13 protein-coding genes are annotated in these 14,953 nt (G+C 69.0%); 11 read left to right on the top strand and 2 right to left on the bottom strand.

All coding sequences use genetic code 11. The features are described 5' to 3' along the window. Positions 1–116: 116 nt before the first annotated feature. Complete coding sequence (gene glmM / locus ACK4JY_RS12145; protein ID WP_409606048.1) at positions 117–1,466, bottom strand: phosphoglucosamine mutase; 1,350 nt, start codon at positions 1,464–1,466, stop codon at positions 117–119. A gap of 166 nt (positions 1,467–1,632) precedes the next feature. On the opposite strand from glmM, the gene glmS reads away from it, so the two are divergent. After that, on the top strand, positions 1,633–3,447 hold the full coding sequence (glmS, locus tag ACK4JY_RS12140; RefSeq protein WP_409606046.1) for a glutamine--fructose-6-phosphate transaminase (isomerizing): 1,815 nt from the start codon (positions 1,633–1,635) through the stop codon (positions 3,445–3,447). Positions 3,448–3,502: 55 nt separating this feature from the next. Next, a complete protein-coding gene (galU, locus tag ACK4JY_RS12135) occupies positions 3,503–4,381 on the top strand; it encodes a UTP--glucose-1-phosphate uridylyltransferase GalU (protein ID WP_409606044.1) in 879 nt (292 codons plus the stop codon). Here galU and ACK4JY_RS12130 read toward each other — a convergent pair. Then, positions 4,365–5,135: an alpha/beta fold hydrolase gene (locus ACK4JY_RS12130; protein WP_409606042.1), complete on the bottom strand. Its 771-nt coding sequence runs from the start codon at positions 5,133–5,135 to the stop codon at positions 4,365–4,367. The two genes, galU and ACK4JY_RS12130, sit on opposite strands and share 17 nt — an antisense overlap. A gap of 98 nt (positions 5,136–5,233) precedes the next feature. Here ACK4JY_RS12130 and ACK4JY_RS12125 point away from each other — a divergent pair, with 98 nt between their 5' ends. The 9 genes from ACK4JY_RS12125 to pheT all read left to right on the top strand — a co-directional run bounded on the left by ACK4JY_RS12125 (position 5,234) and on the right by pheT (position 14,953). Further along, the gene (locus tag ACK4JY_RS12125; protein ID WP_409606040.1) at positions 5,234–6,388 is read left to right on the top strand and encodes a glycosyltransferase family 4 protein; all 1,155 of its coding nucleotides are present in this window, start codon (positions 5,234–5,236) and stop codon (positions 6,386–6,388) included. A gap of 146 nt (positions 6,389–6,534) precedes the next feature. Then, positions 6,535–7,056, top strand: coding sequence for a translation initiation factor IF-3 (infC, locus tag ACK4JY_RS12120; RefSeq protein ID WP_409606038.1), 522 nt, complete (start codon positions 6,535–6,537; stop codon positions 7,054–7,056). Between the two features lie 185 nt (positions 7,057–7,241). Continuing rightward, the gene (locus ACK4JY_RS12115; protein ID WP_409606036.1) at positions 7,242–9,182 is read left to right on the top strand and encodes an alpha/beta hydrolase family protein; all 1,941 of its coding nucleotides are present in this window, start codon (positions 7,242–7,244) and stop codon (positions 9,180–9,182) included. A gap of 160 nt (positions 9,183–9,342) precedes the next feature. Continuing rightward, complete coding sequence (gene rpmI / locus ACK4JY_RS12110; protein ID WP_003166435.1) at positions 9,343–9,540, top strand: 50S ribosomal protein L35; 198 nt, start codon at positions 9,343–9,345, stop codon at positions 9,538–9,540. A gap of 54 nt (positions 9,541–9,594) precedes the next feature. Next, positions 9,595–9,954, top strand: a complete 360-nt coding sequence (gene rplT, locus ACK4JY_RS12105) for a 50S ribosomal protein L20 (RefSeq protein WP_409606032.1) — start codon at positions 9,595–9,597, stop codon at positions 9,952–9,954. A gap of 89 nt (positions 9,955–10,043) precedes the next feature. Further along, the gene (locus tag ACK4JY_RS12100; RefSeq protein ID WP_409606030.1) at positions 10,044–10,988 is read left to right on the top strand and encodes a polysaccharide deacetylase family protein; all 945 of its coding nucleotides are present in this window, start codon (positions 10,044–10,046) and stop codon (positions 10,986–10,988) included. A gap of 57 nt (positions 10,989–11,045) precedes the next feature. Beyond that, positions 11,046–12,122, top strand: coding sequence for a phenylalanine--tRNA ligase subunit alpha (gene pheS, locus ACK4JY_RS12095; protein ID WP_409606028.1), 1,077 nt, complete (start codon positions 11,046–11,048; stop codon positions 12,120–12,122). A 9-nt stretch (positions 12,123–12,131) separates the two neighbouring features. After that, positions 12,132–12,533: a hypothetical protein gene (locus ACK4JY_RS12090; protein WP_409606026.1), complete on the top strand. Its 402-nt coding sequence runs from the start codon at positions 12,132–12,134 to the stop codon at positions 12,531–12,533. Continuing rightward, complete coding sequence (gene pheT / locus ACK4JY_RS12085; protein ID WP_409606024.1) at positions 12,530–14,953, top strand: phenylalanine--tRNA ligase subunit beta; 2,424 nt, start codon at positions 12,530–12,532, stop codon at positions 14,951–14,953. The genes ACK4JY_RS12090 and pheT overlap by 4 nt, the downstream gene beginning before the upstream one ends.

Genomic DNA, 14,953 nt, shown 5'->3' with positions numbered 1-14,953 from the left:
CGGCTCGATCAGCCGCCACTCCACCTCGCTCAGATCGTATCGCGCCATGCCAAGGCTCCTTCCGGAATCCTTGAATCAGCGAGACCGGGTCACCGCAAGCTTTATGGGTTCAGAACCTAGCCCGCCGCCTTCACCGCCGCCGCCACCTCCGCGACGACGGACTTGACCAGCTTCTCGTCGTCGCCCTCGGCCATGACACGGATCAGCTTTTCGGTGCCCGACGGGCGGACCAGCAGGCGGCCCTGGCCGGCGAGCCGCGCCTCGGCCTCGGCGATGGCGGCCTTGACTTTCGGGTCGTCCAGCGGCTGGCCGGCGGTGTAGCGAACGTTCTCGAGCTTCTGCGGGACGGTGTCGAACTGGCGCGCCAGTTCGCTCATCGGCCTGCCGCTTTCGACCAGCACGGAGAGCACCTGCAGGGCCGCCAGCAGGCCGTCGCCGGTGGTGGCGTGGTCGTGCAGGATGATGTGGCCCGACTGTTCGCCGCCGAGATTGAAGCCGCCTTCACGCATCCGCTCCATGACATAGCGGTCGCCGACCCTGGTCCGCTCCAGCGTCAGGCCCTCGGTCTGCAGCCGGCGTTCGAGGCCGAGGTTGGACATGACGGTGGCGACGATGCCGCCGCCTTTCAGCAGCCCGCGTCGCGCCCAGTCCAGCGACACCAGGGCCATGATCTGGTCGCCGTCGACGACCTGGCCCTTCTCGTCGCAGATGATCAGCCGGTCCGCGTCCCCGTCGAAGGCGATGCCGATGTCGGCGCGATAGGTGCGCACCGCCTCGGCCAGGGTCTCGGGATGGGTCGAGCCGCAGTCGGCGTTGATGTTCAGGCCGTTTGGCTCGACGCCGACGGCGCAGACTTCTGCGCCCAGCTCGTAGAGGGCCGTCGGGGCGACCTTGTAGCCGGCGCCGTTGGCGCAATCGACGGCGATGCGCAGGCCCTGCAGGCTCAGGCCCTTCGGGAAGCTGGCCTTGGCGATCTCGACATAGCGGGCCTGGGCGTCGTCGATGCGTTTGACCCGGCCGAGGGCGTCGGGCGGGGCGAGGTCGGAGTCGAGCGCCTGGTCCATCATCGATTCGATCTTCAGCTCGACCGTGTCGGACAACTTGTAGCCGTCGGGACCGAACAGCTTGATGCCGTTGTCGAGATAGGCGTTGTGCGAGGCCGAGATCATCACCCCGATGTCGGCGCGCATCGAACGGGTCATCATGGCCACGCCCGGCGTCGGGAGCGGCCCGAAGGTGCGCACGTCCATGCCCGCGGCCGAGAAGCCGGCGACGAGGGCCGGCTCGATCATATAGCCCGACAGGCGGGTGTCCTTGCCGATCACCACGAGGTGGCGGCGGTCGTCGGCGGACATGAACAGGCGGCCGGCGGCGAGGCCGACGCGCAGGGCCACCTCGGCGGTCATCGGGTGGGTGTTGGCGCGGCCGCGGATGCCGTCGGTGCCGAAATAGCGTCTCTCGCCCAAGCGTCGTCTTCCTCGCTGGCGGTCGCGGAAACCTTGCGAAACCGCTTTTTAGGTGCAAACCGGACGGCCTGTCGCCTACACCGGCGTCCGACAGTCCGGGTCGGCTTAGACCGTTCCCCGTTCGCGCGCAAAGCGCGGAACTCCAGATTTTCCGAGGGTCTTCTTCATGTGCGGCATCATCGGCGTGACCGGGACGGGCCCGGCGGTTCCCCGTCTGATCGACAGTCTCAGGCGACTGGAGTACCGCGGCTATGACTCCGCCGGCGTCGCGGCCCTGGTCGACGGCCGCATCGAACGCCGACGCGCGAAGGGTAAGATCCGCGAGCTGGAAGCCGTGCTGGCGGCCGAGCCGCTTGCGGCCACTGTCGGCATCGGCCACACCCGCTGGGCCACCCACGGCGCGCCGACCACCGAGAACGCGCACCCGCACAAGGCCGGGCGGGTGACGCTTGTGCACAACGGCATCATCGAGAATTTCGCCGAGCTCAAGGCCGAGCTGGCGGCCGAGGGCCATGTGTTCGAGAGCCAGACCGACACCGAGGTGGTGGCGCATTTGCTGGACCGCGAACTGTCGCGCGGCGACGATCCGCTGGCGGCCTTCAAGACGGTGCTGGACCGGCTGACCGGGGCCTATGCCCTGGCCGTGCTGGTCGAGGGCGAGGACGGGCTGATCATGGGCGCGCGGCGCGGCAGCCCGTTGGTGGTCGGCTGGGGCGAGGGCGAGATGTATCTCGGCTCCGACGCTCTGGCGGTCGGGCCGTTCACCCAGAAAATCTCGTATCTGGAAGAGGGCGACTATGTCGGCCTCGACCGTTCGGGCGCGCGGATGTTCGACGCCGGCGGAAACGCTGTCGAGCGGCCGATCGTGCAGGTCTCGGCCTCCTCGGCCCTGGTCGAGAAGGGCGAGTACCGGCATTTCATGGAGAAGGAGATCCATGAGCAACCGGACAGCGTCCAGCACACCCTGTCGCACTACCTCGACTTCGTGAACGCCAAGGCCAAGACCGACGGCACCGACTTCACCGCCATCGACCGGATTCAGATCGTCGCCTGCGGCACGGCCTTTTACGCCGGCCAGATCGGCCGCTATGCGTTCGAGAAGCTGGCCGGCCTGCCGTGCGACGTCGAGATCGCCTCGGAGTTCCGCTATCGCCAGCCGGCGCTGACGCCGGGCACGCTGGCGGTGGCGGTCAGCCAGTCGGGCGAGACCGCCGACACCTTGGCCAGCCTGTCGTGGTGCAAGGCGGCGGGGCTGCAGACGACGGCCCTCGTCAATGTGCATTCCTCGTCGATGGCGCGCGAGGCCGGGACGCTGTGGCCGACCCACGCGGGGCCCGAGATCGGCGTCGCCTCGACCAAGGCCTTCACCGCCCAGGTCGCCGCCCTGCTGGCGCTGGCCGTGTCGGCCGGGGTGCAGCGTGGCAGGATCGACGCGGCGAAGGAGGCCGAGCTGGTCAAGGCGCTGTTCGAGGCGCCGCGCCTGATCGCCGAGGCCATGCTGATGGTCGAGGACCTCAAGGCGGTGGCGCATGACGTGGCCAAGGCCACCGACGTGCTGTTCCTCGGCCGCGGGGCGATGTTCCCGCTGGCGATGGAGGGGGCGCTGAAGCTGAAGGAGATCAGCTATATCCACGCCGAGGGCTATGCCGCCGGCGAGCTCAAGCACGGGCCGATCGCCCTGGTCGACGAACTGACCCCGATCGTGGCCCTGGCCCCGATGGACGAGGTGTTCGAGAAGACGGCGTCGAATCTGCAGGAGGTGGCGGCGCGCGGCGGACCGGTTATCATGATCGCCCCGGCCTCGGCCCCCGATCCGCACGGGGCCGGCATCCGGCGGGTCGACGCGCCCGAGTGCCACTCGCTGATCGCACCGCTGGTCTATGCCGTGCCGGTGCAGCTGCTGGCCTATTATGTGGCGGTGCAGAAGGGCACGGACGTCGATCAGCCGCGCAACCTGGCCAAATCCGTGACGGTGGAGTGATCGCACGGCCTCGCTTATGCGTTAGGCTGTCCGACCCCGCCGTTCAGGAATTCGCATGACCGACCAGACCCGCCGCCTTCGCAAGGCCGTTCTCCCCGTCGCCGGCCTCGGCACCCGGGTGCTGCCCGGCACCAAGACCACGCCCAAGGAACTGCTGAACGTCGTCGACCGCCCGATCCTGAGCTATATCGTCGAGGAGGCGCGCGAGGCCGGGATCGAGCACATCGTCTTCGTCACCGGCCGCTCGAAGGGGGCGATCGAGGACTATTTCGATCACCAGATCGAGCTGGAGGCCCAGCTGCTGGCCAAGGGCAAGACCGAGATCCTCGACGCCATGATCGCCGAACTGGCCACGGCGGGCGAGATGAGCTTCACCCGCCAGATGCAGCCCCTGGGGCTGGGCCACGCGGTTTGGTGCGCCCGCGACATCATCGGCGACGAGCCGTTCGCCGTGCTGCTGCCCGACGTGATCGTCGACTCCCGGCCCGGCGCGCTGAAGCAGCTGGCCGAGGTCTATGCCGAGGTCGGCGGCAATGTCATCGGCGTCGAGGCCGTGCCCGAGAGCGAGACCCACAAATACGGCATCGTCGACCCGGAAAACCGCGACGGCCGCCACATCCGCATGAAGGGGATGGTCGAGAAGCCGGCGCGCGGCGAAGCGCCGTCGAACCTGTCGATTTCGGGCCGCTACATCCTGCAGCCGGAGATCTTCGGCATTCTGGAAAACCAGAAGCGCGGCGCGGGCGGCGAGATCCAGCTGACCGACGGCATGGCCCGGCTGATGAAGGACCAGAGCTTCACCGCCGTCGAATACGACGGCGTGACCCACGATTGCGGCGACAAGATCGGCCTGCTGCGCGCCAATGTCGCCCTGGCCCTGAAGCGGGCGGACCTGGGCGAACAGGCGCGGGCCGCGATCACCGCCCTGCTGTAGCCGCCCCGGCGTCCGCCTGGCGCATCGCCTCGACCGCCTCGACCAGGCGGGCGAGGTCGGCGGGCGCGGACAGGCGGTGGTCGCCGCCCTCGATCAGGTCCAGCCGCACATCGCCGCCGGTCAGGCGCCCGACCAGCTCGATCTGGCGGCGCCACGGCACCACGTCGTCGGCCCGGCCCTGCAGGATGTGGACGGGCGCCGCGACGGGCAGCGGCCCGCGCAGCACCAGCCAGCCGCGCGCCTCCTCGAACATGCGGCGGGTCAGGACGTATTCGCCGATCCCGTCCTCGACGACGCGGGTCTCGCCCTCGCGCAGGATGGCCTGACGCTCGTGGTCGGCGAGGCCGGGCCACATCAGGTCCTCGGTGAAGTCCGGCGCCGGATTGACCAGCAGCAGGCCGGCGAGCCTCCCGGGACGGGCGACGGCCAGCAGCAGGGCGACCCAGCCGCCCATCGACGAGCCGACCGGTATGATGGGCCCTTCAAGGCTGTCGATCAGGGCGATGGCGTCGTCGCGCCAGCGGCCGATGGTCGCCTGGCGCCAGTCGCCGCTCGACCGGCCGTGGGCGAAATGGTCGTAGCGGAGATAGGCCCAGCCGCGATCGCGGGCGGCGGCGTCGAGCGCCAGCGACTTGGTCCCCTCCATGTCGGAGCGGAAGCCGCCGATCCAGACCACCGTCGGCCCGGCGCCCGCGACCCGTTTGAGGGCGAGGCTCTCCCCGTCGGGGCTGTCGAGGCGTTGCAGGTCGTCCATCGGCGGGCCCTCTCGCGAAATCGTTCACGGACTGATAGCGAACGACGGCAAGCGAAGCGAAGGCCAAACCGCCTGTCCGCATCGAGGGGCCCGTTCCGATGTCGCTACCGCCAGACTTCACCGTGCTGCAGGTGACGCCGGAGTTGAACTCGGGCGGCGTCGAACAGGCGACGCTCGACATCAACCGGGCCCTCGCCGCCGCCGGCGCGCGTTCGGTGGTGGCCAGCGAGGGCGGGCGGCTGGAGCAGCGGGTCGGCGACGACGGCGGCCTGCTGGTGCGGATCCCGGTCGCGTCCAAGAACCCGCTGACCATCCTCGCCAACGCGGGGCGGCTGGCGGACATCGCCCGGCGCAAGGGCGTCTACGTGATCCATGTCCGCTCGCGGGCCCCGGCGCTGAGCGCCCTGATGGCGGCGCGGCGCACCGGCCTGCCGCTGGTCTCGACCTATCACGGCATCTATTCGGCCCGGAACGGGCTCAAGCGGGCCTATAATTCGCTCATGACCCGGGCCGATCTGGTGATCGCCAACTCGGGTTTCACGCGCGATCACATCCTCGCCGAGCATGGCGTCGACCCGGCCCGGGTGGCGCTCGTCCCCGAGGCGGTCGACGCCGGCCGCTTCAACCCCGGGGCGCCGGACCCGGGACGGGTCGCGGCCCTGCGCGCCGCCTGGGGCCTGGCGCCCGACGACGACCGTCGGATCGTGCTGCTGCCCGGGCGTCTGACCGGCTGGAAGGGGCAACGGGTCCTGATCGAGGCCTGGGCCGCGGTGCGGCCGCCGAAGGTGCTGATCCTCGCCGGCGACGACCAGGGCCGGACCGCCTACCGCGCCGACCTGGAGGCGATGATCGCCGCGAACGGCCTGGGGGACTCCGTGCGCATCGTCGGCGAGGTGGCCGACATGCCGGCCGCCTATCTGGCCGCGGACGTGATCTGCACCCCCTCGCTGGAGGCGGAGAGCTTCGGCCGCACGGCGGTCGAGGCCCAGATGGTGGGCCGCCCGGTCTGGGCCTCGGACCTCGGCGCCTCAAGGGAGACGGTCGATCCGGCCGTTGGCGGAGACCTGATCGCGCCGGGAGACGTGGCGGCCTGGACCCGGGCGTTGCAACGGATCGCGCTAACCCCGACGGCGGAGCTCAGAGCCATGGGCGAGCGCGCTGGGGACCGGGCGCGCCGGCTCTACGCGTTCGACGCCATGGTGGCGGCCACCTTCGAGGTCTACCGCCGCGCCGTTGATCGCCCCGCTTCATGAGGCGCCGGCCCGGCAAACCTTGAAGAGACGGGCGTTCGCGGTCATATAGGGCGGCTTGAGGGGAACGCCGTGATCCGTCGCGCGCTCCATCCCGTCAGATCGCCTTCTTCGTCCACTTAAAGGAAACGACGCCCATTCGCCGTCCGATGAACCAGCCGCCCGTCAAGGACGGGCCGCCCATGAACCAAGATATCCGCGCGCCGCGCGTTCTGCTCATCGATCAGAACGGCGAGAAGCAGGGCGTCATGCCCACGTCCGCCGCGCTGGAGGCCGCCGAAGAGGCCGGCATGGATCTGGTTCAGATCGTTTCCACCTCCGAACCGCCGGTCTGCAAGATTCTGGACTACGGCAAATTCCGCTTCCAGGAGCAGAAGAAGAAGGCCGAGGCGCGCAAGCGTCAGAAGGTCGTCGAGCTCAAGGAAATCAAGCTCCGTCCGAACATCGACGTGCACGACTACGATGTGAAGTCGCGGGCCATGCACCGGTTCTTCGAGGAGGGCGACAAGGTCAAGGTGACCCTGCGCTTCCGCGGCCGTGAGATGGCGCACCCGGAACTGGGCATGAAGCTGCTCAACAAGGTGCAGGCCGATTTCGACGAGATCGCCAAGGTCGAATACGCGCCGCGTATGGAAGGCCGCCAGATGATCATGATCCTCGCGCCGAAGTAGGCTCCCAATCGACGGATATGGACGCCCCGACCGGAGACGGTCGGGGCGTTTTTTCGTTGACGACCCCGCCCGCCGGCCCTTGCCGGGTGACCACTGTCTGACCACCGCCGCACACCGTGCACGTGGTCGCGGTTGCCCCCGGCGCGCGTATCCAATTAGGATCAGCGCATTCGGGGGGATGATTGATGTTGAAAGTGACTTGCGCGCTGCTGGCGGCGATGGCGCTGGCTGTATCGGGCGCCGGCGCCGCGGCGCAGACGGCGGCTCCGCCGCCGCTGTCGGCCTATTCCCAGCTTCCGGCGGTGCAGTCGGTCCAGCTGTCGCCCGATGGCGCGAACATCGCGTCCATTCGGCGCGAGGCGGGGGTTGTCCGTGTCCTCGTCACGTCCCGCGGCGGCGACGTGCTCGCGTCGGTCAATGTAGGCGACAGCCAGGTCCGCGGCCTCATGTGGGCGTCGAACGACCATGTGCTGATCCTGTCGACCTCGAACCAGCAGGCGGGAGGCTTCCGGGGTCGCAATGTCTTCACCATCGGCGACATTCTTAACATCCGCACCAACCGCCTGGTCCGGGCCCTGAACGACGCCGACATCCCGGTCTACAACTTCCTCATGAGCTACGACCGGGTTGTCCGCGGCGGCGAGCCGGCGCTGGTCGTCACCGGGTTGACGACCCATCTCGGTGAATACACCGGCGATCTTTATGTGGTGGACCTCGACAACGGCCGCGGACGGCGCATCGGCAAGGGCCAGAGCGACACCCGGTTCAACCTCGTCGGCCTCGACGGCGAATCGATGGCGCGCACCGCCTATGACGGCGAGTCGGGTCGCTGGCGGTTGTCGGTTCCGGGTCCGCTGGGCTGGCGGGACATCCGCAGCACCACCGCCCTGCTGGACACGCCCGGCCTGATGGGGATCGGGCGCACCCATGGCACACTGTTGATCGCCGACCGTGACGAAGAGGGCCGTGAACGGCTGATGGAGATCGACACGACGACCCAGGAGGAGGTCGAGATCGACCTGCCCGGCTCCAGCGCCAGCACCCTGTCGGGACCCGACGGCCGGCTGGTCGGACTCGGCTATGTCGAGGACTTCCAGAAATACCAGCTGTTCGAGCCCAAGCTGGAGCGAGCCTGGACCACTATTTCGGAAGCGCTGCCCGGCCGGCAACTGTCGATCACCTCGTTCAGCGACAGCTTCGATCAGGTCGTCTTCCATGTGCAGGGCTCGGGCGAGCCGGGCGGCTACTATCTGTACGACGGCGTGGCCAACAGCCTGTCGCTGGTGCGCCGCGAGTTTCCCGGGGTTACGGCGGCGCAAATGGCGCCGGTCCGCCTGATCAACTACACCGCCGGCGACGGTCTGGAGATGCATGGCTATCTGACCCTGCCGCCGGGCCGCGAAGCGCGTGACCTGCCTCTGATCATGTTCCCGCATGGCGGCCCCGCGGCGCGCGACTACGCCGGGTTCGACTGGCAGGCGCAGGCCATGGCTTCGCGCGGCTATGCGGTGTTCCAGCCGAATTTCCGCGGCTCCGACGGCATCAGCCAGAGCTTCCTTGAGGCTGGGTATGGCGAATGGGGCGGCAAGATGCAGAGCGACCTCAGCGATGGCGTAAAGGCGCTGGTCGATGCCGGTCTTGTCGACCCGGCGCGCGTCTGCATCGTCGGCGCCAGCTACGGCGGTTACGCCGCCATGGCCGGCATGACCCTGGACGCGGGGACCTACCGTTGCGGCGTGGCCACCGCGGGGGTGTCCGATCTCGCCGTCATGGTGCGCAGTGAGGAAGCGCCGGGCGCGCGCGGCCGGCGGAACCCGACGGTGCGCTACTGGCAGCGGTTCATGGGGTTTACCGACTACCGGGACCCGTCCCTCGCCGCGCGATCGCCAGCGCTGCAGGCCAGCCGTCTGCAGGGGCCGTTGCTGCTCATCCACGGTCGCAACGACACGGTGGTGCCGTTTGAACAGAGCGAGTTGATGCTTCGCGCCGCCGAGGCCGCGGGCAAGACGGACGTCAGGCTGGTGCCCCTTGCCGACGAAGACCACTGGCTGTCCACCGCCACGGGCCGGGCCCGGCAGCTGGAGGAAATGATGGCCTTCCTGCTGGAGCACAATCCGCCGGACTGATCGCGGCCTTGCCTCCGGCCCGGCTTTCGACTAGAAGCCGCGCCTTCGCGTACCGAACCGCCGGGCGAACAGGCATGCCTGGGCGGTTCTTAATCAGGGTCACCATTCCCGAGGGCTTCGCAGCCCGAAGGACGGCGACCCACTCATTATGAGATTGAAAATGCCCAAACTGAAGACGAAGTCTGGCGCCAAAAAGCGCTTCAAATTCACGGCGACTGGCAAGGTCAAAGCCGGCGTGGCAGGCAAGCGGCACCGCTTGATCAGCCACAACAGCAAATACATCCGCCAGAACCGCGGCACCTCGGTCATGGCTGACGCCGACGCCAAGAAGATCAAGTCCTACATGCCGTACGCCTGATCGGCGCGCGCATCGACGACCTGATTTTCCCATCGAATTTGAAAGGATAGCGACATGGCTCGCGTCAAACGGGGCGTAACGTCCCACGCCAAGCACAAGAAGGTTCTCAAGCAGGCCAAGGGTTTCTACGGCCGCCGCAAGAACACCATCCGTACGGCCAAGGCCGCGGTCGACCGCGCCGGCCAGTACGCCTACCGCGACCGCCGCACCAAGAAGCGCAACTTCCGCGCCCTGTGGATCCAGCGCATCAACGCCGCCGCGCGTCTGGAAGGCTTCACCTATTCGCAGTTCATCCACGGCCTCGGCGAGGCCGGCATCGAGCTGGATCGCAAGGTCCTGGCCGCGATGGCCGCCGACGAGGGCGCCTTCAAGGCGATCGCCGACAAGGTCCGGGACGCGCTGAAGGTCGCCTGATCGCTGCTCTCAAGCCTGCTTCGAAACGCCCGCCCCGGTCTCCCGGGGCGGGCGTTTTCGTTTCCGCGCCGAACGGTTAGGCTGGGCGGATGACCAGTCGCCTTGTCCTCGCCATGAGCCTCCTGTGCCTCTGGTCCGCGCCTGCCGGGGCGCAGGACCGCGCCGTCGCCGTGACCTTCGACGACCTGCCGTACCAGGCCGCCGAGGCCGTGCTGTGTGATCCGGCCCAGGCCATGGCCCTGACGGCGGACTTCGTCGCCATGCTGCGGCCGCTGGACACGCGGGCGGCGGTCTTCGTCAACGAGGGCAAGGTGTGCGAGGCGCAACGGGCGGAGTTGCTGCCGGCGCTACTGAACGTCTGGCTCGAAGCCGGGCTGGACATGGGCAACCACACCTTCAGCCACATCAACATCCACCGGAACACGGTCGGGGCGTATCTGGCCGACGTCGACGACGGCGCGCCGGTGACTCGGTCGGTGCTGGAGGCAAGGGGCCGGCCGCTGGTATTCTTCCGCCACCCCTATCTGTTCACCGGCGAGACGCCGGAAAAGAAGGCCGCCATCGCCGCCGGTCTGGCGGAGCGGGGCTATACGATCGCGCCGGTGACGATCGACAACAACGACTGGATGTTCGCCGCGGTCTATCGCCAGGCCGAGGGCTCCGGCGACGCGGCGCTGAAGGTCCGGATCGGCGACGCCTATGTGGCGCATATGACGGCGGTGCTGGATCACTGGGAGCCGTACAGCGCCGAGTTGACCGGCGGCCGGGAACCGGCCCAGGTGCTGCTGCTGCACGCCAACAGCCTGAACCGGGATTGGTATCCGCAGATCCACGCCCTGTATCTGGCGCGCGGCTATCGCTTCGTAACGCTGGGCGAGGCGCTGGCCGATCCGGTCTACGCCCATGGGGACGACTATGTGCGGGCCAACGGCGTGTCGTGGCTGCACCGCTGGACCTTCACCGATGGCCGCCCGATCCGCTGGGAGCCCGATCCGCCGGCGTGGATCGTCGCGGCCTATGAGGCCGTGAACTGATCAAGCGACGCCTGACCGGGTGACGAAACCGCTCCGGCCCGCTAGACGACTGCGACCATGACCGACCTGAACCAGCTCGAACTCGACCTGATCAACGCCATCGGCGGCGCGGAGACCGCGGCCGCGGTCGAGGCGCTGCGCGTCGCGGCCCTCGGCAAGTCGGGCTCGATCTCGGGCCTGCTCAAGGGCATGGGGGCGATGAGCCCCGACGAGCGGCGCGAGCGGGGGCCGATGATCAATGGCCTGCGCGACCGGGTGTCGGCGGCGCTGGCGGCGAGGAAGGCCGAGCTGGAGGCGGCCGAACTGGACGTCCGGCTCAAGGCCGAGCATCTCGACCTGACCCTGCCGCCGCGTCCGCGCCGCAGGGGCGGGGTGCATCCGACCATGCAGGTGATGGACGAGATGGTCGTCCTGTTCGCCGAGATGGGCTTCGCCGTCGCCGAAGGCCCGGACATCGAGGACGATTTCCACAATTTCACCGCCCTGAACTTCCCGCCCAAACACCCGGCGCGGGAGATGCACGACACCTTCTTCCTGCGGCCCGATCCCGAGACGGGCGAGCGCAAGGTGCTGCGCACCCACACCAGCCCGGTGCAGGTGCGCACCATGATGACCCAGACGCCGCCGATCCGGATCATCGCCCCGGGCCGGACCTTCCGGAAGGACAGCGACGCCACTCACACGCCGATGTTCCACCAGGTCGAGGGTCTGGTGATCGACAAGGGCATCCATATGGGCCACCTGAAGTGGACGCTGGAGACCTTCGTCGCCCGTTTCTTCGAGGTGGACGACGTCGATGCGCGCTTCCGGCCGCACCATTTCCCCTTCACCGAGCCGTCGGCCGAGATGGACATCCGCTGTGACCGCTCGGGCGGCGAGCTGAAGCTGAACCAGGGCGACAGCTGGATGGAGATCCTCGGCTGCGGCATGGTCCATCCGAACGTGCTGCGGAACTGCGGCATCGATCCCGACGAATACCAGGGCTTCGCCTTCGGCATGGGCGTCGACCGTCTGGCGATGCTGAAATACGGCATCCCCGATCTGCGCCCGATGTTCGAGGCCGATACCCGGTGGCTCGCCCACTACGGCTTCTCCGCCTTCGCGGCGCCCAACCCTGCAACCGGCCTGAGCTAAGGACGCCCCATGACCCAGACCCCCACCCGCGTGAATCCGACGCCGGAAGACCTGGTCACGCCGACGGTCTTCGACGGTGTGCTGATCCCGCTTTCCGCCCTTGTCGAGGCGCGGCGGACCACCGACCGGCCTCGGATCGAGGGGCTGACCTTCCGCAATTGCGTGATCCAGGGACCGGCCGTGCTGGTGCCGAACTCCACCACAACCTTCGAGAGCTGCAACCTCGGCGAAGCTGCGGGCGATAGACGCAACCTGTTCCTGAAGGCGGTCGGTCCGATGATCATCGGCGGCCTGTCGGCGGCCGGATGTCAATTCGAGTCCTGCGTGTTTTTGGGCGTCGGCTTCGCCGGCAATGAGGCCATGATCGAACAGTTCGTCGGGCATCTGGCGGCCGGCGGAGCGCAGGCGTGAAATTCACGCTCTCCTGGCTGAGGGACCATCTCGAGACGGACGCCGACGCGGCGGCCGTGGCCGAGGCCATGACCATGGCGGGGCTGGAAGTCGAGGCGGTGCACGATCCGATCGCGGCCCTGGCGCCGTTCACGGTCGCCCGCATCGTCTCGGCCGAACGCCATCCCAACGCCGACCGGCTGCAGGTCTGTCAGGTCGACACCGTCGACGGGATGAAGGAAATCGTCTGCGGCGCGCCGAACGCCCGCGCCGGCCTGACCACCATCTACGCCCCCATCGGCGCCTGGGTGCCGGGGCTGGGCGTCACCCTCGTCGAGAAGCCGGTGCGGGGCGTGGTCTCGAACGGCATGCTGTGTTCCGCGTCAGAGCTGGAGCTTTCGGACGAGAGCGACGGCATTCTGGAGCTGGCCGACGATCTGGCCGTCGGAACCCCGGCGGCCGGGGTGTTCGGGGCCGAGCCGGTGATCGATTTCGAGGTTACACCCAACCGCCCCGACTGGCTGGGCGTGGCCGGCATCGCCCGCGATCTGGCGGCGGCCAGCCTCGGCCAGCTGCGGACGCCGTCGATCGTTCCCGTGCCGGGAGCCTTCGCGTCGCCCATCAGCGTGCGCATTGAAGCGCCGGAGATGTGTCCGGTGTTCGCCGGCCGCCTGATCCGGGGCGTGAAGAACGGCCCCTCACCCGACTGGCTGCAACGGCGGCTGACAGCCATCGGCCTGCGCTCGATCAACCGGCTGGTCGATGTCACCAATCTGATCGCCTACGACCGCTGCCGGCCGCTGCACGTCTACGACATGGCCAAGCTGGTTGGCGCCGAGATCGTCGTGCGCGGCGGTCAGCAGTCCGAAGGCGCCGAGGGCATCGCCGCCGGGACGCACGAACATCTGATCGCCCTCGACGGCAAGACCTACGCCGTGGACGCCAATATGTGCGTCATCGCCGACGCCGGCGGCGAGCGCCCGATCGGCCTCGGCGGCGTCATGGGCGGCGAGTCGACCGGCTGTTCCGACGCGACCACGGACGTCTTCCTCGAATGCGCCTGGTTTGACCCGCTGGTCACGGCCCAGACCGGCCGGACCCTGAGCCTGAACTCCGACGCCCAGTACCGCTTCGCCCGTGGCGTCGATCCGGCCTCGGCGGTTCCGGGGCTGGAGCTGGCGACGCGGCTGATCCTCGACCTGTGCGGCGGTGAGCCGTCGGACATCGTGCTGGCGGGACAGCCCCCGGCGAATCCGTCGGCCTTCGCCTTCGACCCGGCCCGCGTCGGGGCCCTGACCGGGCTGTCGCTGGACGACGACCGCATCGCCGAAATCCTGACCCGGCTCGGCTTCGAGGTCGCGCGCGGCTCCCCCTGGAGCGTGACCCCGCCTTCGTGGCGGCGCGACGTCGAGGGTCCGGCCGATCTGGTCGAGGAGGTCGCCCGCATCGAGGGCTATGACGCCCTGCCGTCGACGCCCCTGCCGGACCTCGGGGCGCCGTCGAAGGGGGTGCTGAACCCGCGTCAGGCGCGGGTGCGTGCGGCGCGGCGGGCGCTCGCCGCCATGGGCTATGCCGAGGCCGTCACCTGGTCCTTCACCAAACAGTCGACGGCGGCCCTGTTCGGCGGCGGCGACGACGCCCTGCGGGTCGAGAATCCGATCGCCGCCGACCTCGACTGCATGCGGCCCTCGGCCCTTCCCAATCTGATCCAGGCCGCCGCCCGCAACGCCGCCCGTGGCCATCCGGACGCCGCCCTGTTCGAGATCGGCCCGATCTATCTGGACGACAGCCCGACCGGCCAGCGCACGGTCATCGCTGGCCTCGTGGCGCCGCGCTCCGCCCGGCATTGGGGCGCGCCCCCGGAGGACGCCCTGTTCGCGATGAAGGGCGATCTGCTGGCCTTGCTGGACGAGCTGGGCGCGCCGACGGCCTCGCTGCAGCTGGTCCAGGGCCAGAACCGCGACTGGTGGCATCCTGGCCGCTCGGCCCGGCTGCAACTGGGTCCGAAGAATGTCATGGTCGAGTTCGGCGCCTTGCACCCGCGCGTGCTCAAGGCGCTGGACGCCGACGCGCCGATGTTGGCCTTCGAGATCGTGCTCGACGCCGTGCCCGAGCCGCGCGGCAAGGCCACCAAGACGCGCGGCCCCGCCGCCCTGGCGCCGCTTCAGCCCCTGACCCGCGACTTCGCCTTCGTCATGGAAGAGGGCAAGCCGACCGGCGACCTCGTCCGCGCCGTGGCCGGGGCCGACAAGGCGCTGATCGTCGAGGTGCGGGTGTTCGACATCTATCGCGGCGCCGGCGTCGTCGAGGGCATGAAGTCGGTGGCGCTGGAAGTCGTCATCCAGCCGCGCGAGGCGACCCTGACCGAGGCCGAGATCGAGGCCCTGTCGGCGAAGGTCGTGGCGGCGGCGGACAAGGTCGGCGGCGTGCTGCGCGGCTGA

Source organism: Brevundimonas sp. (assembly GCF_046295595.1).
In the GTDB taxonomy this organism is placed as follows: domain Bacteria; phylum Pseudomonadota; class Alphaproteobacteria; order Caulobacterales; family Caulobacteraceae; genus Brevundimonas.
The sequence above is the reverse complement of the archived record's forward strand: the minus strand, read 5'-3'. Positions and strand labels throughout refer to the sequence as shown.